This window comes from Pseudomonas agarici (assembly GCF_900109755.1).
In the GTDB taxonomy this organism is placed as follows: domain Bacteria; phylum Pseudomonadota; class Gammaproteobacteria; order Pseudomonadales; family Pseudomonadaceae; genus Aquipseudomonas; species Aquipseudomonas agarici.
In genome coordinates this window covers 145,691-168,357 of record NZ_FOAR01000006.1, presented here as the reverse complement: position 1 = coordinate 168,357, position 22,667 = coordinate 145,691, and the positions used below count along the sequence as shown (strand labels likewise).

Sequence of the window (22,667 nt, the reverse complement as noted above, 5' to 3'; positions counted from 1 at the left end):
AAACAACCTTGAACGCACCCATAGAACCCCATCGTTTCATTCTCGAACCCTTCGAGGCCCGTCGCTTCGCCAATCTGTGCGGGCAATTCGACGAGCATTTGCGCTTGATCGAACAGCGCTTGACGATCGAGATCCGCAACCGCGGCAATCAGTTCGAACTGATCGGCGAACCCAAGCTCACCACTTCCGCGGAAAACCTGCTGCGCCGCCTGTACCGGGAAACCAAGGGTACAGAGCTGTCCGCAGACATGGTGCACCTGTTCCTGCAGGAATCGGCGATCGAAGACCTCGACAGCAATCCGGTCGCCGAAGCCGCCGTGGCGTTGCGCACCAAGAAAGGCATGATTCGCCCGCGTGGCATCAACCAGCAGCGCTACGTGAAGGAAGTCCTGGCCAACGATATCAACTTCGGCATCGGCCCTGCGGGCACCGGCAAAACCTACCTGGCCGTGGCCTGCGCCGTGGACGCCCTGGAGCGCGAGCAGGTGCGCCGCATCTTGTTGGTGCGCCCAGCGGTCGAGGCCGGTGAAAAACTCGGTTTCCTGCCCGGCGACCTGGCACAGAAGATCGACCCATACCTGCGCCCGCTCTACGATGCGCTGTACGAAATGCTCGGTTTCGAATACGTGGCCAAGCTGATCGAGCGCCAGGTGATCGAGATCGCCCCGCTCGCCTATATGCGCGGGCGCACACTGAACAACAGCTTCATCATCCTCGACGAAAGCCAGAACACCACCGTCGAGCAGATGAAGATGTTCCTGACCCGAATCGGTTTCGGCTCCACCGCCGTTATCACCGGTGACATCACTCAAGTCGACCTGCCCAAGGGCACCAAGTCCGGCCTGGCCCATGTCATCGACGTGCTGAAAGACGTGCCAGGTATCAGCTTCACCCACTTCCAGCCCAAGGACGTGGTCCGCCACCCCCTGGTGCAACGCATCGTCGAAGCCTACGAGCGCTTCGAGAATCGCCCGGTCCAATCGTCTTCCGTACAGGACAGCCGTCGCGATGCTTGAACTCGACCTGCAACTGGCCAGTGCTGCGCCGACCCCGAGCGAAAACGACTTGCGCACCTGGTGCGAACTGGCCCTGCGCCAGCGCAGCGCCGACTCGGAGTTGACCATCCGTCTGGTGGACGAAGCCGAAGGCCGCGAGCTCAACCATACCTGGCGACAGAAGGACTACGCGACCAACGTGTTGTCCTTCCCCGCCGACGTGCCGGACGAGTTGCTGGATATCCCCTTGCTGGGGGACCTGGTGATCTGCGTACCGGTGGTCGCCCGCGAGGCGGCCGAACAAGGCAAGGCACTGGACGCCCACTGGGCCCATCTGGTCATTCACGGCTGCCTGCATCTGTTAGGTTACGACCATATCGATGACGCGCAAGCCGAGGAAATGGAAGCACTGGAACGAGAGTTGCTTGCTGAACTGGGTCATCCCGACCCGTACATCGATGATGAAAACTGATCACTCAACAACCAAGGGAAACGAGTAAATCGCTATGAGCGAAGACCGATCGAGCAACGGGCAGAAGTCCTGGCTGGGTAAACTGACCCAGGCTTTTGCCCATGAGCCGAAAAACCGCCAGGAGCTGTTGGAGCTGCTGCGCGAAGCCCACCAGAACAAATTGCTGGACAGCGAGGCGCTGGCCATCGTCGAAGGCGCCATCCAAGTGGCTGACCTGCAGGTACGGGACATCATGGTCCCGCGCTCGCAGATGATCAGCATCAAGGCGACCCAGACCCCCCGCGAATTTCTCCCCGCGGTCATCGACGCGGCGCACTCGCGCTACCCGGTGATCGGTGAAAGCCACGACGACGTCATGGGCGTGCTGCTGGCCAAGGATCTGCTGCCTCTGATTCTTCAGGAGAATGGCGACAGCTTCAACATCAAGGACCTGCTGCGTCCGGCGACCTTCGTTCCCGAATCCAAGCGCCTGAACGTCCTGCTGCGCGAGTTCCGCGCCAACCACAACCACATGGCCATCGTGATCGACGAATACGGTGGCGTGGCGGGTCTGGTGACCATCGAGGACGTGTTGGAACAGATCGTCGGCGACATCGAGGACGAGCACGATGTCGAGGAAGACAGCTACATCAAGCCCTTGCCCAGCGGTGACTTCCTGATCAAGGCGCTGACGCCGATCGAAAACTTCAATGAGTTTTTCGACAGCGAATTCTCCGATGACGAGTTCGACACTGTCGGCGGACTGGTGATGAGTGCGTTCGGGCATTTGCCCAAGCGTAATGAAATCACCGAAATCGGCGCGTATCGTTTTCGCATCCTGAATGCCGACAGCCGTCGGATTCATTTGATTCGCCTGACCCCCATCAGCCGCTAAGGATCGACATGCTGCGCTTAACCCATCCCGGCTGGCCCGGTAATTTGCAGGCCGCGATGGCTGGCGCACTGACCACCCTGGCCCTGGCGCCATTCGACATCTGGCCGCTGGCACTGCTCGCGGTCGGCCTGTTCTATGCCGGCCTGCGCGAGCTATCGCCACGCCAGGCGCTGGGGCGCGGCTGGTGCTTCGGTTTCGGTCTATTCGGCGCCGGCACCAATTGGATCTACGTGAGCATCCATACCTACGGCGGCGCCTCGATCCTGCTGGCGGGGTTTCTGATGCTGGCGTTCGTGGCCGCCATCGCCTGGTTCTTCGCCCTGCCTGCCTGGCTCTGGGCCCGCTGGATACGCCGCAATGAAGCGCCGCTGGCCGACGCCCTGGCCTTCGCCGCATTGTGGGTCGGCCAAGAAGCCTTCCGGGGCTGGTTCCTGACTGGTTTCCCATGGCTCTATTCCGGCTACAGCCAGCTGGACGGCCCGTTGTCCGGGCTCGCGCCACTGGGGGGAATCTGGCTGATTTCCTTTACCCTGGCCCTGACCGCCGCGTTGTTGTACAACACGCCACACCTGCTTAAAACTGGCCGTAAGGCCTTTGTCGTGTCGGGTGTAGTCTTGCTGGTCGGCCCCTGGGGCATTGGCCTGGCACTCAAGCATCACGCCTGGACCAGCCCTGCCGGCGAGCCACTGAGCGTGGCGGCCATCCAAGGCAATATCGAACAAAGCATGAAGTGGGACCCGGCACAGCTCAATGCGCAGCTGGCGCTGTACCGTGACATGAGCTTCAGCGCCAAGCAGGTCGACCTGCTGGTCTGGCCGGAAACCGCAGTCCCGGTGTTGAAGGAGTCAGCCGAAGGCTACCTGTCGATGATGGGTAACTTCGCTGCCGACCGTCATACAGCGCTGATCACCGGCGTACCGATCCGCCAGACCGTGCATCATGAAAAACGCTACTTCAACGGCATTACCGTGACGGGCGAAGGCGACGGCGTCTATCTCAAACAGAAGCTGGTGCCGTTTGGCGAGTACGTACCCTTGCAAGACCTGCTGCGCGGGCTGATCGATTTCTTCAACCTGCCGATGTCCGACTTTGCCCGTGGTCCGGCCGACCAACCCTTGCTACAAGCCAAGGGTTATCAGATTGCCCCGTTCATCTGCTATGAAGTGGTGTACCCGGAGTTCGCCGCCAGCCTGTCGGCGCGCAGCGATCTACTGCTGACCATCAGCAACGACACTTGGTTCGGCACCTCGATTGGCCCACTGCAACACCTGCAAATGGCCCAGATGCGCGCCCTTGAGGCCGGACGCTGGATGATTCGCGCCACCAACAACGGCGTCACCGGGCTGATCAACCCATTTGGCCAGATCACCACGCAGATTCCCCAGTTTGAACGGGGCATCCTGTACGGTGAAGTGGTTCCGATGCACAACCTGACGCCTTACCTGCAATGGCGTTCGTGGCCGCTGATCATCTTCTGCGCATTGCTGCTCGGCTGGGCGCTGCTGGCCAGCCGGATTGCCAAGACCCTGTAGTTGAAGCAGGCAGGTCCATTTGTAGCGAGCTTAGCGATAGAACAGCCTGTAACCCACCTGCCCCACCGCTTCGTTGATCAATTGCCCGCTGAGCCAGATCGCCTTGAACTCCGGCAGCCAGCCGCCCAGCGGGCGGGCATTGTCCCGCCCCCGGAAGCCGACCGGGGCTGGCACTACGCTGAAACCGGCCTTTTCAAAGCTCCACACCGCACGTGGCATATGGGCCGCATGAGTCACCACAACCACCCTCTTGATACCTAGCGGCGCCAGCAGATCATGACTGAACTGAGCATTTTCCCACGTGGTGGTGCTGCGCTCTTCTCGCCAACGCACAGTCACCCCGGAATCATCCTGCATAGACTGCGCCATCAGCGCTGCCTCGCTAGGCGGCGTACCGTAATGCAAACCACCACTGGCCAGTACCGGCAGCCCCGAAGCCTTGGCCAGGCGCGCCGCGTAACGCTGACGTTCCAGGCCGATACCCGTCGGCTGGTCGCTGTCCCAAGCCAAATCGCCCCGTTCACGCCCCGAGCCCAGCACCACGATCGCATCGGCCCGTCGTGCCAGATCGGCCCATTCCTCGCGTTTCAGGGGAGGCACGGTTTCCAGCGCCCGAGCGGACCATTCGACCACCACCGGCAGGCTGACCAGCCAGAACCCTCCCAGCCCCAGGGTGAAACACAGTCCCGCCAGGCGTGGCCGATGGCGACGCAACCACCAGGCAAGCGCCAGCAAGAGCAATAACAGGCCGGGCGGCAGAAGTAATTGTTTCAAAATGAAGCGAACAAGCATCGAGCACCTCCAGAAGATGCTCGAAGCCTAAGGGCATCCGGATCAATCAACAACATTCCAAATCCGTGACGTTCAGACACACGTCAGGCCAACGACAAACAACAAGATGTGGCCGGATGAACCCTTACTTGATCCGCAATGACTTGAAACGCGCCGAATACAACTTGGGCGCCCTGTCCTCCAACCAAATCACCTCGGCTGAACGCCCGCCTCTTTTCTGCTGCGTCACTGTCGCAGCCGGCCTGGGCACGCCACGACCACTCAGGTCCAGATAGGCCCTGATCAGTTCGAACTCAGCGCGGCTCAAGCCCCGTAACTCCAACTCGGCAGGCCGCTCGTCACGCAGGCGAACCGCCGTCCTGGCAACGTCCAGGGCAAGCCCAAGACGCATGATCAAACGCTCGTACAACTCGGGATTAGTTATATTTCTATGCGACTCCACCATCCGTTCACCTCGTTGAAGATAAGAATCACTCCCCCTCTATGAGCTTAGCGGTGCTCGGCCAACCGGTTGGCTGCCGCGACCAACGGCCTTTGTCACGTAATCAGGGTTTCCCTCGATAGAGCGGCGTCATGTATGCTACGGCGCTTCCTGTTATTCCACTTCCAGCAGCACCCAGACAGTGCGTTGAAGAGGATTAGGCCACCCTTTCCAGTACAAAGTAGCCATGCACGAACACTATCAGCCCCGTGAAATCGAAAACGCCGCCCAATCGTTCTGGGATGAGCAAAAGTCCTTTGAAGTCAGTGAGCAGCCAGGCAAGGAGACTTACTATTGCCTGTCGATGTTCCCTTACCCTAGCGGCAAGTTACACATGGGGCACGTGCGCAACTACACCATCGGTGACGTGATTGCGCGTTATCAGCGCATGCAAGGCAAGAACGTCCTGCAACCGATGGGTTGGGACGCCTTCGGCATGCCGGCGGAAAACGCCGCGATGAAGAACAACGTCGCGCCAGCCAAGTGGACCTACGAAAACATCGCCTACATGAAGACCCAGCTACGCAGCCTAGGCCTGGCGGTGGACTGGTCCCGCGAAGTGACCACCTGCAAGCCGGACTATTACCGCTGGGAACAATGGCTGTTCACCCGCCTGTTCGAAAAAGGCGTGATCTACCGTAAGAACGGCACTGTGAACTGGGACCCGGTAGACCAGACCGTACTGGCCAACGAGCAAGTGATCGACGGTCGCGGCTGGCGTTCCGGGGCGCTGATCGAAAAGCGCGAAATCCCGATGTATTACTTCAAGATCACCGCCTACGCCGACGAACTGTTGGAGAGCCTCGACGAACTGCCGGGTTGGCCCGAGCAAGTCAAGACCATGCAGCGCAACTGGATCGGCAAGTCTCGCGGCATGGAAGTGCAGTTCCCTTACGACATCGCCTCCATTGGCGAAGCCGGTGCGCTGAAAGTCTTCACCACCCGTCCGGACACCCTGATGGGCGCGACCTATGTCGCCGTCGCCGCCGAACATTCGCTGGCGACCCAGGCCGCTCGCAACAACCCCGAGCTACAAGCCTTCATTGCGCAATGCAAAGGCGGCAGCGTGGCTGAAGCCGATGTAGCCACCCAGGAAAAGAAAGGTCTGCCGACCGGCTTGTTCGTCGACCACCCGTTGACTGGCGAGAAACTCCCGGTGTGGGTCGCCAACTACGTATTGATGCATTATGGCGACGGCGCCGTAATGGCGGTGCCGGCTCACGACGAGCGCGATTTCGAGTTTGCCCACAAGTACAGCCTGCCGATCAAGTCAGTGGTGCGCACCCGCTCGGGCGATACCCACCCGTCACCCTGGCAGGACGCTTATGGCGAACACGGCACACTGATCAACTCCGGCGAATTCGACGGCCTGGACTTCGCTGGCGCGTTCGACGCCATCGAAGTCGCGCTGATCAAGAAAAACCTCGGGGCCTCGCGCACCCAGTTCCGCCTGCGCGACTGGGGCATCAGCCGTCAGCGCTACTGGGGCTGCCCGATCCCGATCATCCATTGCGACACCTGCGGTGACGTTCCGGTGCCGCAAGACCAACTGCCGGTGGTGTTGCCGGAAGATGTGGTACCGGACGGCGCCGGTTCGCCGCTGGCGCGCATGCCCGAGTTCTACCAGTGCAACTGCCCGAAATGCGGCGCGCCGGCCAAGCGAGAAACCGACACCATGGACACCTTCGTGGAGTCGTCCTGGTACTACGCCCGCTATGCTTCGCCTCACTATGAGGGTGGCCTGGTCGACCCGAAAGCGGCCAACCACTGGCTACCGGTGGACCAATACATCGGTGGTATCGAACACGCGATCCTGCACCTGCTCTACGCGCGCTTCTTCCATAAGCTGATGCGCGACGAAGGTCTGGTCAGCTCCAACGAGCCGTTCAAGAACCTGTTGACCCAGGGCATGGTGGTCGCCGAGACCTACTACCGCCGCGAAGCCAACGGTAGCTTCACCTGGTACAACCCGGCGGATGTCGAGCTCGAACGCGACAGCAAAGCCAAGATCATCGGCGCCAAGCTGATCAGCGACGGCCAGCCAGTGGAAATCGGCGGCACCGAGAAGATGGCCAAATCGAAGAACAACGGCGTCGATCCACAATCGATGATCGAGCAGTACGGAGCCGACACCTGTCGCCTGTTCATGATGTTCGCCTCGCCGCCCGATATGAGCCTGGAATGGTCTGATTCTGGCGTCGAAGGTGCACATCGCTTCCTCAAGCGCGTCTGGCGCCTGGCGCAAGCCCACGTCACCCAAGGCCTACCGGGCCCACTGGAGCTGGCGCTGCTGGACGACGAGCAAAAGGCCATTCGCCGCTCGATCCACCTGGCGATCAAGCAGGCCAGCCAGGACGTCGGCCAGAACCACAAATTCAACACGGCCATCGCCCAGGTGATGACGCTGATGAACGTCCTGGAAAAAGCCCCGCAAGGCACCGAGCAGGATCGCGCACTGATCCAGGAAGGCCTGGAAACCGTGGCCTTGCTGCTGGCACCGATCACCCCGCACATCAGCCACGCGCTGTGGAATCAGTTGGGTCATAACGGTGCCATTATCGACGCCGGCTGGCCGGTGCTGGATGACAACGCCTTGGTCCAGGACAGCCTGGTGCTGGTGATTCAGGTCAACGGCAAACTGCGTGGCCAGATCGAAATGCCGGCCAGCGCCAATCGCGAAGCAATCGAAGCGGCGGCGCGGATCAACGAAAACGTACTGCGCTTCACCGAAGGCCTGACGATTCGCAAAGTGATCGTGGTGCCCGGCAAGCTGGTCAATATCGTCGCTAGCTAATTGGACCAGGCGCCCCTTGTAACGGGCGCCTTACAGAACTTCCGGGGATCGCGGTGTCGATCCCCGGTTTCAGGGGAGCAACAAGATGATCAAACGCAATCTGCTGGTAATGGGCCTTGCGGTGCTGCTGAGCGCGTGCGGCTTCCAGCTGCGCGGCACCGGCGATACCGAACTGACGATCAAGGAACTGTCGCTCAGTGCCCGCAACGCCTACGGTGACACGATCAAGCAGCTGACTCAGGTGCTGGAGCACAGCGGCGTCAAGGTCTACAACGGCGCGCCCTACAAGCTGATCCTGACCAATGAGCAGGAAACCCAGCGTGCGGCCAGCTACGCCGGTTCGAGTCGTACCGCCGAGTACGAACTCAACACCGTACTGAGCTATGAGATCCATGGTGAAAAGGATCTCAAACTACTGGACGGCCAGCTGGAAGTGCAGAAGTACTACGTGCACGACGGCAACAACATCACCGGCGGCGACGCCGAAGCGACCGAACTGCGCAGGGAAATGCGGCGTGACCTGGTGCAGCAGATGGTCATCCGCCTGCAACTGCTGTCGCCGGAGCAGCTCGACAGCCTGCAACAAACCGCCAATGCCAAAGCCAAGGCGGATGCCGATGCCCTGGAAGCTGCGCGCCAGTACGAAGACTCGATACCCAAGCAATCACCTCTGGAACTGCCCAGGCAGTAAGCCGGACGGGGCGTTCCAAGACGCCCCGCCGCTCTCCCTCTATGAAACTAGCCCCTGCCCAACTCGCCAAACACCTGCAAGGCGGCCTTGCGCCCGTCTACATCATCAGCGGTGACGATCCGTTGCTGTGCCAGGAAGCCGCCGACGCCATTCGCGCCGCTGCGCGCCTGCAAGGCTTCGACGAACGACAGGTGTTCAGCGCCGACGCCAACTTCGACTGGGGCACACTATTGCAAGCCGGCGCCAGCATGTCGTTGTTCGCGCAAAAGCGCTTGCTGGAACTACGCCTGCCCTCTGGCAAGCCAGGCGACAAAGGCGCCGCCGCGCTGATGGAGTATTGCGGCCGACCGGCCGAAGACACCTTGCTGTTGATAAGCCTGCCCAAGCTCGACGCCAGCGCACAGAAAACCAAGTGGGGCAAGGCCCTGGTCGAAGGCCAACTGACCCAGTTCATCCAAATTTGGCCGGTCGATGCCAGTCAGCTACCGCAATGGATTCGCCAGCGCCTCTCGCAAGCCGGACTGTCCGCGCAGCAAGATGCGCTGGAACTGATTGCCGCACGGGTCGAAGGCAACTTGCTGGCGGCAGCCCAGGAAATCGAAAAGCTCAAGCTGATGGCCGAGAGCGGGCAGATTACCGTTGAAACCGTGCAGGCCGCAGTGGCCGACAGCGCCCGTTTCGATGTCTTCGGGCTGGTCGACGCCGTACTCAATGGTGAATCGGCCCACGCCCTGCGCATGCTCGAAGGGCTACGGGGTGAAGGGGTCGAACCACCGGTAATTCTCTGGGCCTTGGCTCGAGAGCTGCGACTGCTGGCCAACCTGTCCCAGCAATACAGCCAGGGCGTGCCGCTGGACAAGGCTTTCAGCCAGGCCCGGCCACCGGTCTGGGACAAACGCAGGCCGCTGATAAGCAAAGCCCTGCAACGGCATTCGGCACAACGCTGGAGTCAGTTGCTGATGGACGCGCAGCGGGTCGATGCACAAATCAAAGGGCAGGCCGCAGGCTCGCCCTGGAGCAGCCTGAGCCGCTTGAGCTTGCTGATGTGCGGCCAACGCCTGGCCTTGCCGCCAGAATAGTTTGTGCCAAGCGGGCTGGCCGCAGCGCCACTCCAGCCCTCACTGCCCAATAGCCAAATGCCCTCACTGGACAGCGGTGGGAATCTGCCCGATGATTCGCGCTCTTTCACCTCTTCAAGAGTGCATATCCATGAGCAAGCCGTCTCGGCACCGTCCCAACAAAGCCAAATCAATCATCAGCCAGCCACTGTTCCGAAGCCGCCAGGAACAGCCCGCCAAGGGCAAAGGCAGCTACCGCCGCGAAGCCTTCCAGCCTAAAAGCTGGGAGGCTTCTGACTTTCTGGCCGCGTAAAAGTGCCATCACGACCTGCGCCCTCAGGCATGATAAGGTCAACACCTGATTCGCATTCTCCGGACCCGCGCATGCCCTTTAGTCTCACCCTTCGTTGGCCATTGCGCCGACTGTTTGCCGCCACCAGTTTCATCCTCTTAGTCGCCTGTGCGCAAAAGCCCATCGCCGCCGATGCCGAGCCGCTCCAGACATTGCCCGCGGCGCCCGTATCCGCGCCACAGCTCGCAGGCGACGAATTGGCCCTTCAGCCCGCCCAAAGCTTCGATGACTGGCGAGATGCGTTTCGCGCCGAAGCCCTGCGCGCCGATATCACGGCGACCACCTTCGACACCGCCTTTGCCGGCATCACCCCCGATATGAGTGTGATCAAGGCCGATCGCAGCCAACCGGAATTCACCCGCCCCGTGTGGGAATACCTCGACGGCGCACTCTCGTCACTGCGCGTGCGCAGGGGCCAGGCGCTGCTGATCCAGAATGCCGCACTGCTGCAAAGCATCGAGCAACGTTATGGCGTCGACCGGGAAACCCTGGTTGCCGTATGGGGTATGGAAAGCAACTTCGGCCAGTTCCAGGGAGATAAGTCGGTGATTCGCTCGCTGGCGACGCTGGCTTACGAAGGTCGCCGTCCGGATTTCGCCCAGAGCCAGTTGCTCGCGGCGCTACAGATCATCCAGCACGGCGATATCCTCCCCGGACAGATGCTCGGCTCCTGGGCCGGGGCCATGGGCCAGACCCAATTTATCCCAACCACCTACAACACCTATGCGGTGGACTTCGATGGGGACGGTCGCCGCGACATCTGGAACGCGTCGGCAGACGCCCTGGCCTCGACCGCCAACTACCTGCAAAGCTCCGGCTGGCAGAAAGGTCAACCTTGGGGATTTGAAGTCACGCTACCCACCCGCTTTGACTATGCATTGGCGGACGGTGCCATCCGCAAGCCAGTGAGCGAGTGGTTACAGATGGGAATGCGACTTCCCGCCGGCGCGGCGCTGCCCTATGGAGCTGAGTCACTGTCGGCCTCGCTGCTGTTGCCAGCGGGTTACCGTGGGCCGGGGTTTCTGGTGCTGGACAACTTCCGCGCCATCCTCAAGTACAACAATTCGTCGTCCTACGGCCTGGCCGTCGGTCTACTGTCCCAGCGCTTCAACAGCGGCGGAGTGATTCGCGCAGGCTGGCCCAAAGATGACCTGCCGCTGAGTCGCGTCGAGCGGATAGAGTTGCAGACGCTACTCAACACCAACGGCTACGACGCCGGCAATCCGGATGGGATTATCGGTGCGAACACCCGCAAGGCGATTCGCGGTGCGCAGCAGGCACTGGGCTGGCCTGCGGATGGCTATGCGAATCACAAGCTGCTGGAAAGCTTGCGTAATCGCTGAAGTCGGCCACGAATGGGGATGCGCAAGGTTGTGTGGCGAATAAAGGGCTGGGCGGTAATCAGGCACAGCCCTTAACCCAGTGATCGCGCCGGATCAGTTAGCAGCGAGCGTAACATCCTGCTCCAGGACCAGTTGCAAGGCATCGGCATCCAATCGCACCTGCGCGCCCAACGGTAGCGTCAGGTTCGGGTCGCAATGCCCACTGCGCCAACCCGCCAGCACCGGAATAGCCAACGGCTCCAGCTCCTGCTTGAGCAGGCATAGCAGCGCATCGGAATCGATGCCGGCGAAATCCCCCACCAACACGCCTCTGAGCCCTTCCAGCTTGCCGGCCAGGCGCAGATGGGTCAGCAACCGATCAATCCGGTACAGCGGCTCGTTGACGTCCTCCATCAGCAGGATCACGCCATCGGTATCGATCTCGTAAGCGGTGCCCAGGCTCGCGCAGATCAACGACAGGTTGCCACCCTGCAGGCGCCCGGAGGCGACCCCTGGGATTACGGCGGTTAGCGGATAAGCTTTGGGATGATGAAGCACCGTGCCAGCCCGTGCCCTTCCGGTCAGCAGGTCGAACAATGAAGACTCGGTGGGCGGTTGCTTGTCACCCAGCAGATCGATATTGAACATCGGCCCATGAAACGTCATAAACCCCGCGTGCCGTGCAATCGCCAGGTGCAACGCGGTGATATCGCTGTATCCGACCAGAATCTTTGGATGTTTCTCAAGCCGTTGGTAATCGATCTTATCCAGCAGCCGCGGACAACCGTAACCTCCGCGCAGACAGAAAATGGCATCGATTTCATCATCGGAAAAAGCATCGTGCAGATCCCGCAGGCGCACTTCGTCGCTACCGGCAAGATAGCCGTGCCGTTGCGAGACCCCCGGAAATATCCGCAGCTTGTAGCCACGGGCCTGTGCCCACTGTTGTGCCCTGATCGGCTCAAGGGCCACAGGGCCGGCCGGGGCGATCAGGCCGATCACCCCACCCTCGGGCAGCGCCGAAACCGCACTCCGGACCGGATAGCAAGCCCGCACGGGTCGACGACTGCTCATCACTTACGCCCCGATCAGCTCGGCCTTGACCAGCTTGGCCTGCTCGTCGGCGTGGTACGAGGAACGCACCAACGGCCCCGAAGCGACATTCTTGAAGCCCATCTTGTAGCCTTCCTCGGCGAACCAGGCGAAGGTGTCCGGGTGTACGAAGCGTTGAACCGGTAGGTGGCTGCGCGACGGCTGCAGGTACTGACCGAGGGTCAACATGTCGATGTCGTGTTCGCGCATGCGCTTCATGACCTCGATGACTTCATCGTCGGTCTCGCCCAGGCCGAGCATCAGGCCGGACTTGGTCGGAATATGCGGCATCATCTGCTTGAAGCGTTGCAGCAGGGTCAGCGACCACTGGTAGTCGGAACCCGGACGGGCGGCCTTGTACAGGCGCGGCACGGTTTCCAGATTGTGGTTGAACACATCCGGCGGCTCGGCGGCGGTGATTTGCAGCGCGATGTCCATGCGTCCACGGTAGTCCGGGACCAGGGTTTCAAGCTGAACGTTCGGCGACAGCTTGCGGATCTCGCGAATGCAATCGGCGAAATGCTGGGCACCACCGTCACGCAGGTCGTCGCGGTCCACGGAGGTGATCACCACGTACTTCAGGCGCAGGTCGGCGATGGCGATGGCCAGGCTTTGCGGCTCATTGATGTCCAGGGGCTTGGGTCGGCCATGGCCGACGTCGCAGAACGGGCAACGACGGGTGCAGATATCTCCCATGATCATGAAGGTTGCGGTGCCGCCACTGAAACACTCGCCCAGGTTCGGGCAGGAGGCTTCTTCACAGACACTGTGCAGCTTGTGCTTGCGCAGCAATTGCTTGATGCGGTCGACTTCCGGCGATACCGGGATGCGGACCCGAATCCAGTCCGGCTTCTTCGGCAGCTCGGTGGTCGGGATGATTTTCACCGGGATCCGCGCCACCTTCTCGGCACCGCGTAGCTTGACACCGGTTTCGACTTTCGCACGGGCCGGCCGCTCGGAAACATCCAGTGTCGGGATCAGGGTTTGCACAGCATCTTGCGCAGTAGTCATATCAATCGATTCCGCCCGTTAGGGTCGTCTGCTCAGCATAGTCGAGGTGTTTGACGAGCTGCGCGCGCAGCCGGGCACTTACCTCGGCAAATTCAATCGGCCCTGTGTGGTCACGTAGCTGGGTCATCGCCAGCCCCGCATAACCGCAGGGATTAATCCGCCGAAACGGCTCAAGGTCCATGTCGACGTTCAACGCCAAGCCATGGAAGGAACAACCATTGCGAATCCGCAGGCCCAGGGAGGCGATTTTCGCACCATTGACATACACCCCAGGGGCGTCGGCCTTGGCTGCGGCGCTTACGCCATAACCGGCCAGCAATTCGATCAGGCAGCGCTCCATCCGGCTGACCAGTTCGCGCACGCCAAAACCGAGGCGGCGAACGTCCAGCAACAGATAAGCCACTAGCTGGCCAGGTCCATGATAGGTCACTTGGCCGCCGCGATCGACCTTGACCACCGCAATGTCGCCCGGCAGCAGCAAGTGTTCGGCCTTGCCGGCCTGCCCCTGGGTAAAGACCGGCGGGTGCTGCACCAGCCAGACCTCATCGGCAAACTCTGCACACTTGCGTGCGTCGGTAAATCGCTGCATGGCATGCCAGACCGGCTCGTAAGGCGTCTGGCCGAGCTCGCGAAAGCCCAACACGCCCGTCATCACAACACCATGTGTACGAAGCCGGTGGCTCGTAACTCGCTGTTGATGTTGTACAACTGGTCCTGGTCGGTGGCTACGATGTGCAACTGAATGGTGGTGTACTTGCCGTTGGTGCTCTGGCGTTCGTCTATCCGGTTGTCGTTGATCGTGGCGTGTTTCCTGACGATCTCGACAATCTTGTCCTTATTGCCCACACCCGTGTCACTGATCACCTTGACCGGATAGTCGGTGACTGGGAACTCGATTTTCGGAGCTTTTACTTCAGTGTCTGTCATGACTATAACGGCCTCGTAAGCCCAGGCAACGGACGCATCTCGCGCTCGGGTCAAGCGCGAGATGCGTAATTCGACACTATTTGCTCAAAATACTATTTGTTCAAAATGTCGCGGTTCAAGGTGCTTCAGTTGAACATGCCGTAGAAGAACATGCGGATGCTATCCCACAGGCGGCGGAAGATACCACCTTCCTCGACCGCTTCCAGTGCGATCAGATCGGCACTGTGAACGACCTTGTCATCCAGTTTGACTTCAACCTTGCCAATCACGTCACCCTTGGCGATCGGGGCAATCAGTTTCGGGTTGAGGGTCATGCTCGCCGCAAGCTTCTTCAGTTGGCCTTTAGGCAGGGTCATGGTCAGGTCGTCGGCCAAACCGGCCTTGACCTGATGAGTGGTGCCTTTCCAGACCGGCGCCTGGGCCAGTTCGGTGCCCTTCTGATAGAAGGTCTGGGTTTCGAAGAAACGGAAACCGTAGGTCAACAGCTTCTGGGTCTCGGCGGCGCGGGCCGATTCACTGCTGGTCCCGAACACCACCGCGATCAGGCGCTGACCATCACGCACCGCCGAGGACACCATGCAATAGCCGGCCTCTTCGGTGTGCCCGGTCTTCAGGCCGTCAACGGTCTTGTCACGCCACAGTAGCAAGTTGCGGTTGGGCTGTTTGATGCCGTTCCAGAAGAACTCTTTCTGCGAGTAGATCGCGTAGTGCACCGGGTCGACACGGATGATTGCGCGAGCCAGCAACGCCATGTCGTGAGCCGATGAGTAGTGCTCCGGATTTGGCAAGCCGGTCGGGTTCATGAAGTGGCTGTTGCTCATGCCCAGGTCGCCGGCAGTCTTGTTCATCATGTCGGCAAAGGCATCTTCGCTACCGGCGATATGCTCGGACAATGCCACGCTGGCATCGTTGCCGGATTGGATGATGATCCCGTGCAACAGGTCGCTGACGCTGACCTGCGAGCCGACCTTGATGAACATCCGCGAACCGCCGGTACGCCAAGCGTTTTCACTGACAGTCACCGGATCGCTCTCGCCAATCTGGCCGCGACGGATTTCCAGGGTCGCGATGTAGGCGGTCATCAGCTTGGTCAGACTGGCCGGTGGCAGGCGCTGGTCGCCATTGTTCTCGACCAGCACGTTGCCGCTGGCGGCATCCATGAGCACGTAGGATTTGGCGGCAAGTTGCGGCGAAGCCGGCAAAGCCATCTCATCGGCGGCCCAGGCAGTGGGCACAATGATCAACGGCACAAGCAGGCACAAACGTTTGGCAAAGGTGGTGATGTTCATCCGTCTCTCGAAATCGCTAATGGAAACTTGCCCTTGCGGACAAAACTAATCAGACAGCCCAATGCAGGCTCTGGGTTGCTCGCTACACCACCCTATAAGGCTTTTATTATTTTAGATGAACCGACAACCAAAACCCGGCCTTTGGGAGGCGGCCGAATCCTTAATTGTGCCTGTATTACTCCGACGTCACCAGACTCGGTGAGCCAAGATTCGCCAGGCGCACGCTATTCTGCACTTGCTGGACTTCATCCTGCGTGCCGATCGGCCCCATCCGGACCCGATGCAGCGTCTGCTGGTTGCGCACGATCGAACTGACGAACACCGGCGCCCTGACCATCGAGCTTAGCTTCGATCGCAGCAGTTCGGCAGCGTCCGGGTTCGCGAAGGCGCCCACCTGGAGATACTGGCCAGAGGCTGGTACCAAGCCGTTTTTCTTTGCATCGCTCAATACAGGGACAACGTCACTCGCGTGTTGTTGCGGCGGCGGTGTCCACTGCTCGATCGTCCCGGTGGACGCCGTCAACGCGGGTGCAGCAGCCTGCGCCACTTGCGGCTCGTTGAGCAGCAGCGGCGCCGGGCGGCCGCGCTGAGCCCACCACTGCTGGGGATCGATGCCTTCGACCTTGACCCGAGCCGTACCGATCTCGGCGTAGCCGAGCTTCTTGGCGGCAGCGTAGGACAGGTCGATAATCCGATCCGAATAGAACGGCCCGCGGTCGTTCACTCGCAGGATCACGCTACGGTTGTTGTCCAGGTTGGTCACTCGCACATAGCTGGGCAGCGGCAGGGTCTTGTGCGCGGCACTCATGCCGTACAGGTCATAGACCTCGCCGTTGGCGGTGTTCTGGCCATGGAACTTGGTGCCGTACCACGAGGCCGTGCCTTGGGCGACATAGTGCTTGGAGTCCGGCAGCGGGAAGTAGGTCTTACCCAGCACCGTATAGGGGTTGGCTTTGTAGGCACCGGTATGCAGGGTCGGCGTGGCGTCGGGAATTCGCGACACATCCACGTCCCACCACGGCGCGCCATCCTTGTGGGCCCGGTTGATATCCAGCCCCGGCTGAGCGCGGACGGCATTGGAAGACGATGACTGATAAGGCGAGCGACCGGTCGAACAACTGGCCACCAGCACCGCCAACGCCGCGTAAGCCAGCAGCTTCAGTGGTTTTTGAATCGGCAAAACCTGCATTACTTGACGCCCCGTGCTTGAACCAACAGGTCAGACAGCTGATGCACGGCCATGGCGTACATTACGCTGCGGTTATAGCGCGTGATCGCATAAAAATTCTTCAGGCCCATCCAGTATTCAGGGCCATTGTCGCCGTCCAGGCGAAATGCCGTAACCGGCATATCATCGCGTAGCGCATCATGACTCGACCAGCCCAACGCCCGCAACTCCCCAACGGTCTTCACCGGATCGATACCTGGACTCAATCCTTGCTCGATCAGATCGCCACGCACATCGGCGCGGCTGACCACCGGCTCGCCGGCCACCCAGCCATGACGCTTGAAGTAACTGGCAACACTGCCGATGGCATCGTCAGGGTTAGTCCAGATATTGATATGGCCCGTACCGTCGAAGTCCACCGCATAGGCGCGGAAACTGCTCGGCATGAACTGCGGCAGGCCCATCGCGCCGGCATAGGAGCCCTTGAGGCTAAGGGGATCGAGCTGCTCCTCGCGGGCCAGCAACAAGAACTCGCGCAGTTCCTTACGGAAAAACTCGGCGCGAGGCGGATAGTCGAAGCCCAGGGTCGACAAGGCGTCGATCACCCGGTAGTTGCCGGTATTGCGCCCAAAAAAAGTTTCCACGCCGATGATCGACACAATCACTTGGGCCGGCACGCCATATTCCTGCTCGGCACGAGCCAGGGCCGCTTCATGCTGGCGCCAGAAATCGATACCGCGGGCGACTCGGGCATCGGTGAGGAACATCGGACGGTATTCCTTCCACGGCTTGACCCGTTCGGCTGGGCGGGAAATCGCATCGAGAATGCTCTGTTTGCGCTCAGCCTGACGGAACACTTCCATCAGTTGCTCGCCAGCGAAACCGTAATCGCGGGTCATTTCACCGACGAACTCGGCCACTTGCGGCGATCCTTCGTAATCACCGGCCAACGCACTCTGCGTCGCCCCCAGGCAGCCGACAAGGCTCATCCATGGAGCGCATCGAGCCACCCAGTCGCGCATCACTTGCATTGAATTGTTCACCTTAATCAAACCTGTGCGATCCACTTGCGGTGGGTATGGATCGACATCAAAACCCCAAACGCCGACAGCAGCGTCACCAGCGAAGTTCCGCCATAGCTAATGAATGGCAACGGCACGCCCACTACCGGCAACAGGCCACTGACCATACCGATGTTGACGAAAACATAAACAAAAAAAGTCATGGTCAGACTCCCCGCCAGCAGTTTGCCAAACAGCGTCTGGGCCTGGGCGGTGATCACCAGTCCTCGTCCGATCAACAACAGGTAAATCAACAGCAGGGCACAGATGCCCACCAGGCCGAACTCCTCGCCCATGACCGCGATAATGAAGTCGGTGTGGCTCTCCGGCAGGAAGTCCAGGTGCGATTGAGTGCCCAGCAGCCAGCCCTTGCCGAACACACCGCCGGAACCGATGGCAGCCTTGGACTGGATAATGTTCCAGCCGGTGCCCAGCGGATCGCTTTCCGGGTCGAGGAAGGTCAGGATGCGTTGCTTCTGGTAGTCATGCATGATGAAGAACCACATGCCGACCGCCACGGGAACCGCCGCCGCCAGCACACTGAGAATCCAGCGCCAGCGCAGGCCCCCCATGAACAATACGAAGGCACCGCCGGCCAGGACCAGCAGCGAGGTGCCGAGGTCGGGCTGGCGCACGATCAGGATAAACGGCACCCCGATCAGCATCAGGCTGATGCCCACATGCTTGAGCTGCGGCGGCAACGTGCGCTTGGACAGATACCAGGCGATGGTCGCCGGCATCAGGATTTTCATGAACTCCGACGGCTGGAAGCGGATCACTCCGGGAATATTGATCCAGCGCGTGGCGCCCATGGCGTTGTGGCCCATGACATCCACCACCACCAGCAACATCACCCCCAGCACGTAGGTCAGCGGCACCCAGCGGGCCATGAAGCGCGGTTCGAGCTGGGCTATGACAAACATCGACACCAGGCCGATGCCGAAGGAAGTCGCCTGCTTGATCAGCAGATCCCAGCTTTTACCGCTGGCCGAATACAAGACAAACAGGCTGCCCGCAGCCAGGGTCAGCAGCAGGACCAGCAGCGGACCATCGATGTGCATGCGCTGCAACAGCGTGGCCCGGCGACGCATCACATCCTCACTGGAGAGGATGCGATCGAAATTGGCGATCAAGGCGTAGCCTCCGCAGTAGTGGTGCCAGCGTATTCGGGTTTGATCCGGCCATCCGGACCGAGTAGCCAGGCGTCCATCACCTGACGGACCACCGGCGCCGCAACGCCGGAGCCGGATTCGCCGTTCTCGACCATCACCGCCACGGCGATCTTCGGATTGTTGGCCGGCGCAAAGCCGACGAACAGGGCGTGGTCACGATGGCGCTCCTGGACTTTCGAACGATCGTACTTCTCGCCCTGCTTGATCGCCACGACCTGGGCCGTGCCGCTCTTGCCGGCGATCAGGTACTGCGCGCCGATTGCTGCCTTGCGCGCGGTGCCTCGGGCGCCGTGCATCACTTGTTGCATGCCATGGTTGACCTTGTCCCAGTCGGAGGGATTGCGCAGGACAATATCCGCCATCGGGTTTTCATCCAGCGGCTTCTGCCCTTCAATGGTTTTCGCCAGGTGCGGACGGTTCCACACCCCCTTGTTCGCCACTAACGCCGTGGCTTGGGCCAGTTGCAGCGGCGTCGCCTGCATATAACCCTGGCCGATGCCGAGGATCAGCGTCTCACCTGGAAACCACGCCTGCCGGCGTGTGGTGCGTTTCCATTCGCGCGACGGCATCAGCCCAGGCGACTCTTCGAACATGTCCAGGGAGACCTTCTGTCCCAGACCGAACTTGTTCATATAGAGCGCCAACCGGTCGATCCCCAGCTTGTGGGCCAGGTCATAGAAGTAGGTATCGTTGGAACGCATGATCGCCATGTCCAGGTCGACCCAGCCGTCACCGGTACGGTTCCAGTTGCGGTATTTGTGGTCGTAGTTCGGCAGTTCGTAGTAACCAGGGTCGAAGACCCGTGTCGAGGCATTGACCACCCCGCTGTCCAGACCGGCAATCGCCACCGCCGGCTTGATGGTCGAGCCCGGCGGATAGAGACCGCGCAATACCCGGTTGAACAGCGGGCGGTCGATGGAGTCGCGCAGTTCGGCGTAGGCCTTGAAGCTGATGCCGGTGACAAACAGGTTCGGGTCGAAGCTCGGCTGACTGACCATCGCCAGCACCTCGCCAGTATTCGGGTTCAGCGCCACCACGGCGCCACGTCGACCGCCAAGGGCTTCTTCGGCAGCTTCTTGCAGCTTGATGTCCAGGCTCAGGACAATGTCCTTGCCGGGCACCGGATCGGTGCGTTTGAGGACCCGCAGGATGCGCCCACGGGCGTTGGTCTCGACCTCTTCATAACCGACCTGACCGTGCAGTTGCGCCTCATAGAAGCGCTCGATACCGGTCTTGCCAATATGGTGGGTGCCGCTGTAGTTCACCGAGTCGAGGACTTTCGCTTCTTTCTCGTTGATGCGCCCCATATAGCCCACCGAATGCGCGAAGTGCGCGCCCTGCGGATAGTGGCGAACCAATTGTGCGACCACCTCGACGCCCGGCAGACGGAACTGGTTCACGGCCACGCGGGCGATCTGTTCTTCGCTCAGCTCGAACAGGATCGGCACCGGCTCGAACGGCCGACGCCCCTGACGCATGCGTTTCTCGAAGAGCACCCGGTCCTCGGGCGTCAACTGCAAGACTTCAACAATGACATCGAGCACCTGCTGCCAGTCGCCGGATCGCTCGCGGGTCATGCTCAGGCTGAAACTCGGCCGGTTATCGGCCACCACCACGCCATTGCGGTCATAGATAAGGCCACGGGGCGGCGGAATGGACTGCACATGGACGCGGTTGTTTTCCGACAGGGTCGAGTGGTACTCGTGCTGGACCACCTGCAGGAAATACAGGCGGGCGATAAGTACGCCAATGAGCAGCACGACCACAACCGCGCCGACCACAACACGCTTACGCACCAGACGGGCGTCTTTCTCGTGGTCCTTGAGGCGAATCGGCTGGGTCATTCGGCAGGCTTATTTGTGGTAAGGGTGCCCGGACAACACGGTCCAGGCGCGATACAGTTGTTCACCGATCAGGATTCGCACCAGCGGGTGCGGCAGGGTCAGCGGCGACAGCGACCAGCGTTGATCGGCCCGCGCGCAGACTTCCGGCGCCAGCCCCTCCGGGCCGCCGATCATGAAGTTGACCGTGCGCGAATCCAGCCGCCAGCGATCCAGCTCAAGCGCCAACTGCTCGGTGCTCCATGGCTTGCCATGGACTTCCAGCGTGACGATACGCTCACCGGGGCCGACCTTGGCCAGCATGGCCTCGCCTTCCTGACGGATAAAGCGCGCCACATCGGCATTCTTGCCTCGGGTATTGAGCGGTATTTCCACCAGCTCCAGCGCCAGTTCGGATGGCAGGCGCTTGGCATATTCATGCCAGCCTTCTTCCACCCACTTGGGCATACGGGAACCGACAGCAATCAGACGCAGGCGCACAACCGCACCTTATTCCTGGTCTTTGTTGAGCTTGATGAAATGCTCATGAGTGTTTTCCGGGCTGTGATGTGCGGCGCTGGCCGAACGACTCTGCTCGGCACCCTGCCACAAACGCTCCAGGTCATAGAACTGACGGGCACTGGCGGTCATCATGTGGACGATCACATCGTCCATGTCCAACAATACCCAGTCGCTGTCGCCCTTGCCCTCTTCGCCCAGCGGCTTGACACCCAGTGCCTTGACCGCTTCGCGAACCTTGTCCAGCATCGCGCCGATCTGGCGGTTGGAAGTACCGGTGGCGATGATCATGAAATCGGTGATGCTCTGCTTTTCGCGCACGTCGATCACCAGGATGTCCTGGGCCTTGACGTCTTCCAGGGCCGCCACGGCAACCTTGACCAGTTCATCGCCCTTGAGGGGCTCGCCGCTGATCACTTTCTCCGGCAGCGGAGCGCTCTTGAACGTGCCTTTGCGCTTTGCTTTGTTTACGTCGTTGTTGGTCATATAAAACTCGTTTTGCTCGTATGTTCGGGCGCGTCAGTACACGACTGCGTGCTTTCAAGCGCGCCCTTTTCAGTTCGACGCACGGTACAGCCCGTGCGCATCGATGTAGGCCAGGACCGCGTCAGGCACCAGGTAACGTACCGACTTACCGCTGGCCAGCAGTTGACGGATCTGGGTGGCAGACACCGCGAGGGGCGTCTGCCAGACGAATGTAATGTGCCCGCCAGGCCCCGGCAGGGCCTTCGGGTCGCTGACCGACCGCGCGGCCAGCAGATTGCGCAAGGCATCCGGCGGTTCGCTGTCGGCATCCGGGCGTTGCAGCACCAGGATATGGCAATGCTGGAGCAACTCCTCCCAGCGATGCCACGTGGGCAGACCGCAAAATGCATCCCAACCCAGTAACAGAAACAATTGGTCCTCGGCAGCCAACTCGGCCCGCATGAGTTCCAGGGTGTCGATAGTGTAGGACGGTTTGTCTCGTTGCAGCTCGCGGTCGTCGACCACTAGCGGCGAGACGCCGGCCACCGCGCAATCGACCATCGCCAGCCGGTCGAGCGCCGAAACCTGCGGCGTATCCCGATGGGGCGGTCGGGCGCTGGGCGTCAGGCGCAACTCATCGAGCGCCATCAGTTCCACGACTTCCAGGGCACTGCGCAAATGGCCGATGTGCACCGGGTCAAAGGTTCCACCGAGCACTCCGATGCGCCGAGGTGAAACTTCGCGACCGCTCACCACGGCTGACTGGCGTTTATCGACCAA

At 60.8% G+C, this 22,667-nt stretch carries 23 protein-coding genes; 9 read left to right on the top strand and 14 right to left on the bottom strand.

From position 1 onward, the window contains the following. Positions 1 to 8: 8 nt before the first annotated feature. Genes BMX68_RS08055 through lnt form a run of 4 tightly spaced genes read left to right on the top strand, consistent with a single transcriptional unit; the run spans position 9 to position 3,873 of the window. Positions 9 to 1,016, top strand: a complete 1,008-nt coding sequence (locus tag BMX68_RS08055) for a PhoH family protein (RefSeq protein ID WP_017131431.1) — start codon at positions 9 to 11, stop codon at positions 1,014 to 1,016. Next, the gene (ybeY, locus tag BMX68_RS08050) at positions 1,009 to 1,467 is read left to right on the top strand and encodes an rRNA maturation RNase YbeY (RefSeq protein WP_017131430.1); all 459 of its coding nucleotides are present in this window, start codon (positions 1,009 to 1,011) and stop codon (positions 1,465 to 1,467) included. The genes BMX68_RS08055 and ybeY overlap by 8 nt, the downstream gene beginning before the upstream one ends. 34 nt (positions 1,468 to 1,501) lie before the next feature. Continuing rightward, the gene (locus tag BMX68_RS08045; protein ID WP_017131429.1) at positions 1,502 to 2,341 is read left to right on the top strand and encodes a CorC family transporter; all 840 of its coding nucleotides are present in this window, start codon (positions 1,502 to 1,504) and stop codon (positions 2,339 to 2,341) included. Between the two features lie 8 nt (positions 2,342 to 2,349). Continuing rightward, on the top strand, positions 2,350 to 3,873 hold the full coding sequence (gene lnt / locus BMX68_RS08040) for an apolipoprotein N-acyltransferase (protein ID WP_017131428.1): 1,524 nt from the start codon (positions 2,350 to 2,352) through the stop codon (positions 3,871 to 3,873). A gap of 30 nt (positions 3,874 to 3,903) precedes the next feature. Here the strand turns inward: lnt and BMX68_RS08035 are convergent, their stop codons facing one another. Next, positions 3,904 to 4,665: a YdcF family protein gene (locus tag BMX68_RS08035; RefSeq protein WP_017131427.1), complete on the bottom strand. Its 762-nt coding sequence runs from the start codon at positions 4,663 to 4,665 to the stop codon at positions 3,904 to 3,906. A gap of 124 nt (positions 4,666 to 4,789) precedes the next feature. Next, a complete protein-coding gene (locus tag BMX68_RS08030; RefSeq protein WP_017131426.1) occupies positions 4,790 to 5,110 on the bottom strand; it encodes a hypothetical protein in 321 nt (106 codons plus the stop codon). 223 nt (positions 5,111 to 5,333) lie between these two features. On the opposite strand from BMX68_RS08030, the gene leuS reads away from it, so the two are divergent. From leuS to BMX68_RS08005, 5 genes are all read left to right on the top strand, one after another. Continuing rightward, a complete protein-coding gene (leuS, locus tag BMX68_RS08025) occupies positions 5,334 to 7,940 on the top strand; it encodes a leucine--tRNA ligase (protein WP_017131425.1) in 2,607 nt (868 codons plus the stop codon). Positions 7,941 to 8,025: 85 nt separating this feature from the next. Then, complete coding sequence (locus BMX68_RS08020) at positions 8,026 to 8,631, top strand: LPS-assembly lipoprotein LptE (protein WP_017131424.1); 606 nt, start codon at positions 8,026 to 8,028, stop codon at positions 8,629 to 8,631. Positions 8,632 to 8,672: 41 nt separating this feature from the next. Beyond that, positions 8,673 to 9,710 (top strand): DNA polymerase III subunit delta, encoded by a 1,038-nt coding sequence (gene holA / locus BMX68_RS08015; protein WP_017131423.1) that lies wholly within the window; start codon positions 8,673 to 8,675, stop codon positions 9,708 to 9,710. 130 nt (positions 9,711 to 9,840) lie between these two features. Next, positions 9,841 to 10,002 carry an alternative ribosome rescue factor ArfA gene (gene arfA, locus BMX68_RS08010; RefSeq protein WP_017131422.1) on the top strand — a complete coding sequence of 54 codons (162 nt, stop codon included), beginning with the start codon at positions 9,841 to 9,843 and terminating at the stop codon, positions 10,000 to 10,002. Between the two features lie 71 nt (positions 10,003 to 10,073). Next, a complete protein-coding gene (locus BMX68_RS08005) occupies positions 10,074 to 11,384 on the top strand; it encodes a lytic murein transglycosylase (protein ID WP_017131421.1) in 1,311 nt (436 codons plus the stop codon). Positions 11,385 to 11,477: 93 nt separating this feature from the next. Here BMX68_RS08005 and BMX68_RS08000 read toward each other — a convergent pair whose 3' ends face one another. The 12 genes from BMX68_RS08000 to nadD all read right to left on the bottom strand — a co-directional run bounded on the left by BMX68_RS08000 (position 11,478) and on the right by nadD (position 22,667). Next, positions 11,478 to 12,437, bottom strand: a complete 960-nt coding sequence (locus BMX68_RS08000) for a S66 peptidase family protein (protein WP_051000613.1) — start codon at positions 12,435 to 12,437, stop codon at positions 11,478 to 11,480. A 3-nt stretch (positions 12,438 to 12,440) separates the two neighbouring features. Then, positions 12,441 to 13,466 (bottom strand): lipoyl synthase, encoded by a 1,026-nt coding sequence (lipA, locus tag BMX68_RS07995; protein ID WP_017131419.1) that lies wholly within the window; start codon positions 13,464 to 13,466, stop codon positions 12,441 to 12,443. Between the two features lies 1 nt (position 13,467). Then, the gene (gene lipB / locus BMX68_RS07990; RefSeq protein ID WP_017131418.1) at positions 13,468 to 14,118 is read right to left on the bottom strand and encodes a lipoyl(octanoyl) transferase LipB; all 651 of its coding nucleotides are present in this window, start codon (positions 14,116 to 14,118) and stop codon (positions 13,468 to 13,470) included. Then, positions 14,118 to 14,393: a DUF493 domain-containing protein gene (locus BMX68_RS07985; RefSeq protein ID WP_017131417.1), complete on the bottom strand. Its 276-nt coding sequence runs from the start codon at positions 14,391 to 14,393 to the stop codon at positions 14,118 to 14,120. Before BMX68_RS07985 ends, lipB begins: the two co-directional genes overlap by 1 nt. Before the next feature lie 125 nt (positions 14,394 to 14,518). Beyond that, positions 14,519 to 15,682, bottom strand: a complete 1,164-nt coding sequence (locus BMX68_RS07980) for a D-alanyl-D-alanine carboxypeptidase family protein (protein WP_017131416.1) — start codon at positions 15,680 to 15,682, stop codon at positions 14,519 to 14,521. Positions 15,683 to 15,857: 175 nt separating this feature from the next. Next, positions 15,858 to 16,871, bottom strand: coding sequence for a septal ring lytic transglycosylase RlpA family protein (locus BMX68_RS07975; protein WP_017131415.1), 1,014 nt, complete (start codon positions 16,869 to 16,871; stop codon positions 15,858 to 15,860). Continuing rightward, positions 16,871 to 17,881 carry a lytic murein transglycosylase B gene (gene mltB, locus BMX68_RS07970; RefSeq protein WP_017131414.1) on the bottom strand — a complete coding sequence of 337 codons (1,011 nt, stop codon included), beginning with the start codon at positions 17,879 to 17,881 and terminating at the stop codon, positions 16,871 to 16,873. The genes BMX68_RS07975 and mltB overlap by 1 nt, the downstream gene beginning before the upstream one ends. Positions 17,882 to 17,898: 17 nt before the next feature. After that, positions 17,899 to 19,002: a rod shape-determining protein RodA gene (rodA, locus tag BMX68_RS07965; protein WP_051000617.1), complete on the bottom strand. Its 1,104-nt coding sequence runs from the start codon at positions 19,000 to 19,002 to the stop codon at positions 17,899 to 17,901. Between the two features lie 38 nt (positions 19,003 to 19,040). Further along, a complete protein-coding gene (gene mrdA, locus BMX68_RS07960; RefSeq protein WP_017131412.1) occupies positions 19,041 to 20,927 on the bottom strand; it encodes a penicillin-binding protein 2 in 1,887 nt (628 codons plus the stop codon). Positions 20,928 to 20,936: 9 nt separating this feature from the next. Beyond that, the gene (gene rlmH, locus BMX68_RS07955; RefSeq protein WP_017131411.1) at positions 20,937 to 21,404 is read right to left on the bottom strand and encodes a 23S rRNA (pseudouridine(1915)-N(3))-methyltransferase RlmH; all 468 of its coding nucleotides are present in this window, start codon (positions 21,402 to 21,404) and stop codon (positions 20,937 to 20,939) included. Between the two features lie 9 nt (positions 21,405 to 21,413). Next, positions 21,414 to 21,908 carry a ribosome silencing factor gene (rsfS, locus tag BMX68_RS07950; RefSeq protein WP_017131410.1) on the bottom strand — a complete coding sequence of 165 codons (495 nt, stop codon included), beginning with the start codon at positions 21,906 to 21,908 and terminating at the stop codon, positions 21,414 to 21,416. 69 nt (positions 21,909 to 21,977) lie between these two features. Beyond that, the gene (gene nadD, locus BMX68_RS07945; protein ID WP_017131409.1) at positions 21,978 to 22,667 is read right to left on the bottom strand and encodes a nicotinate-nucleotide adenylyltransferase; all 690 of its coding nucleotides are present in this window, start codon (positions 22,665 to 22,667) and stop codon (positions 21,978 to 21,980) included.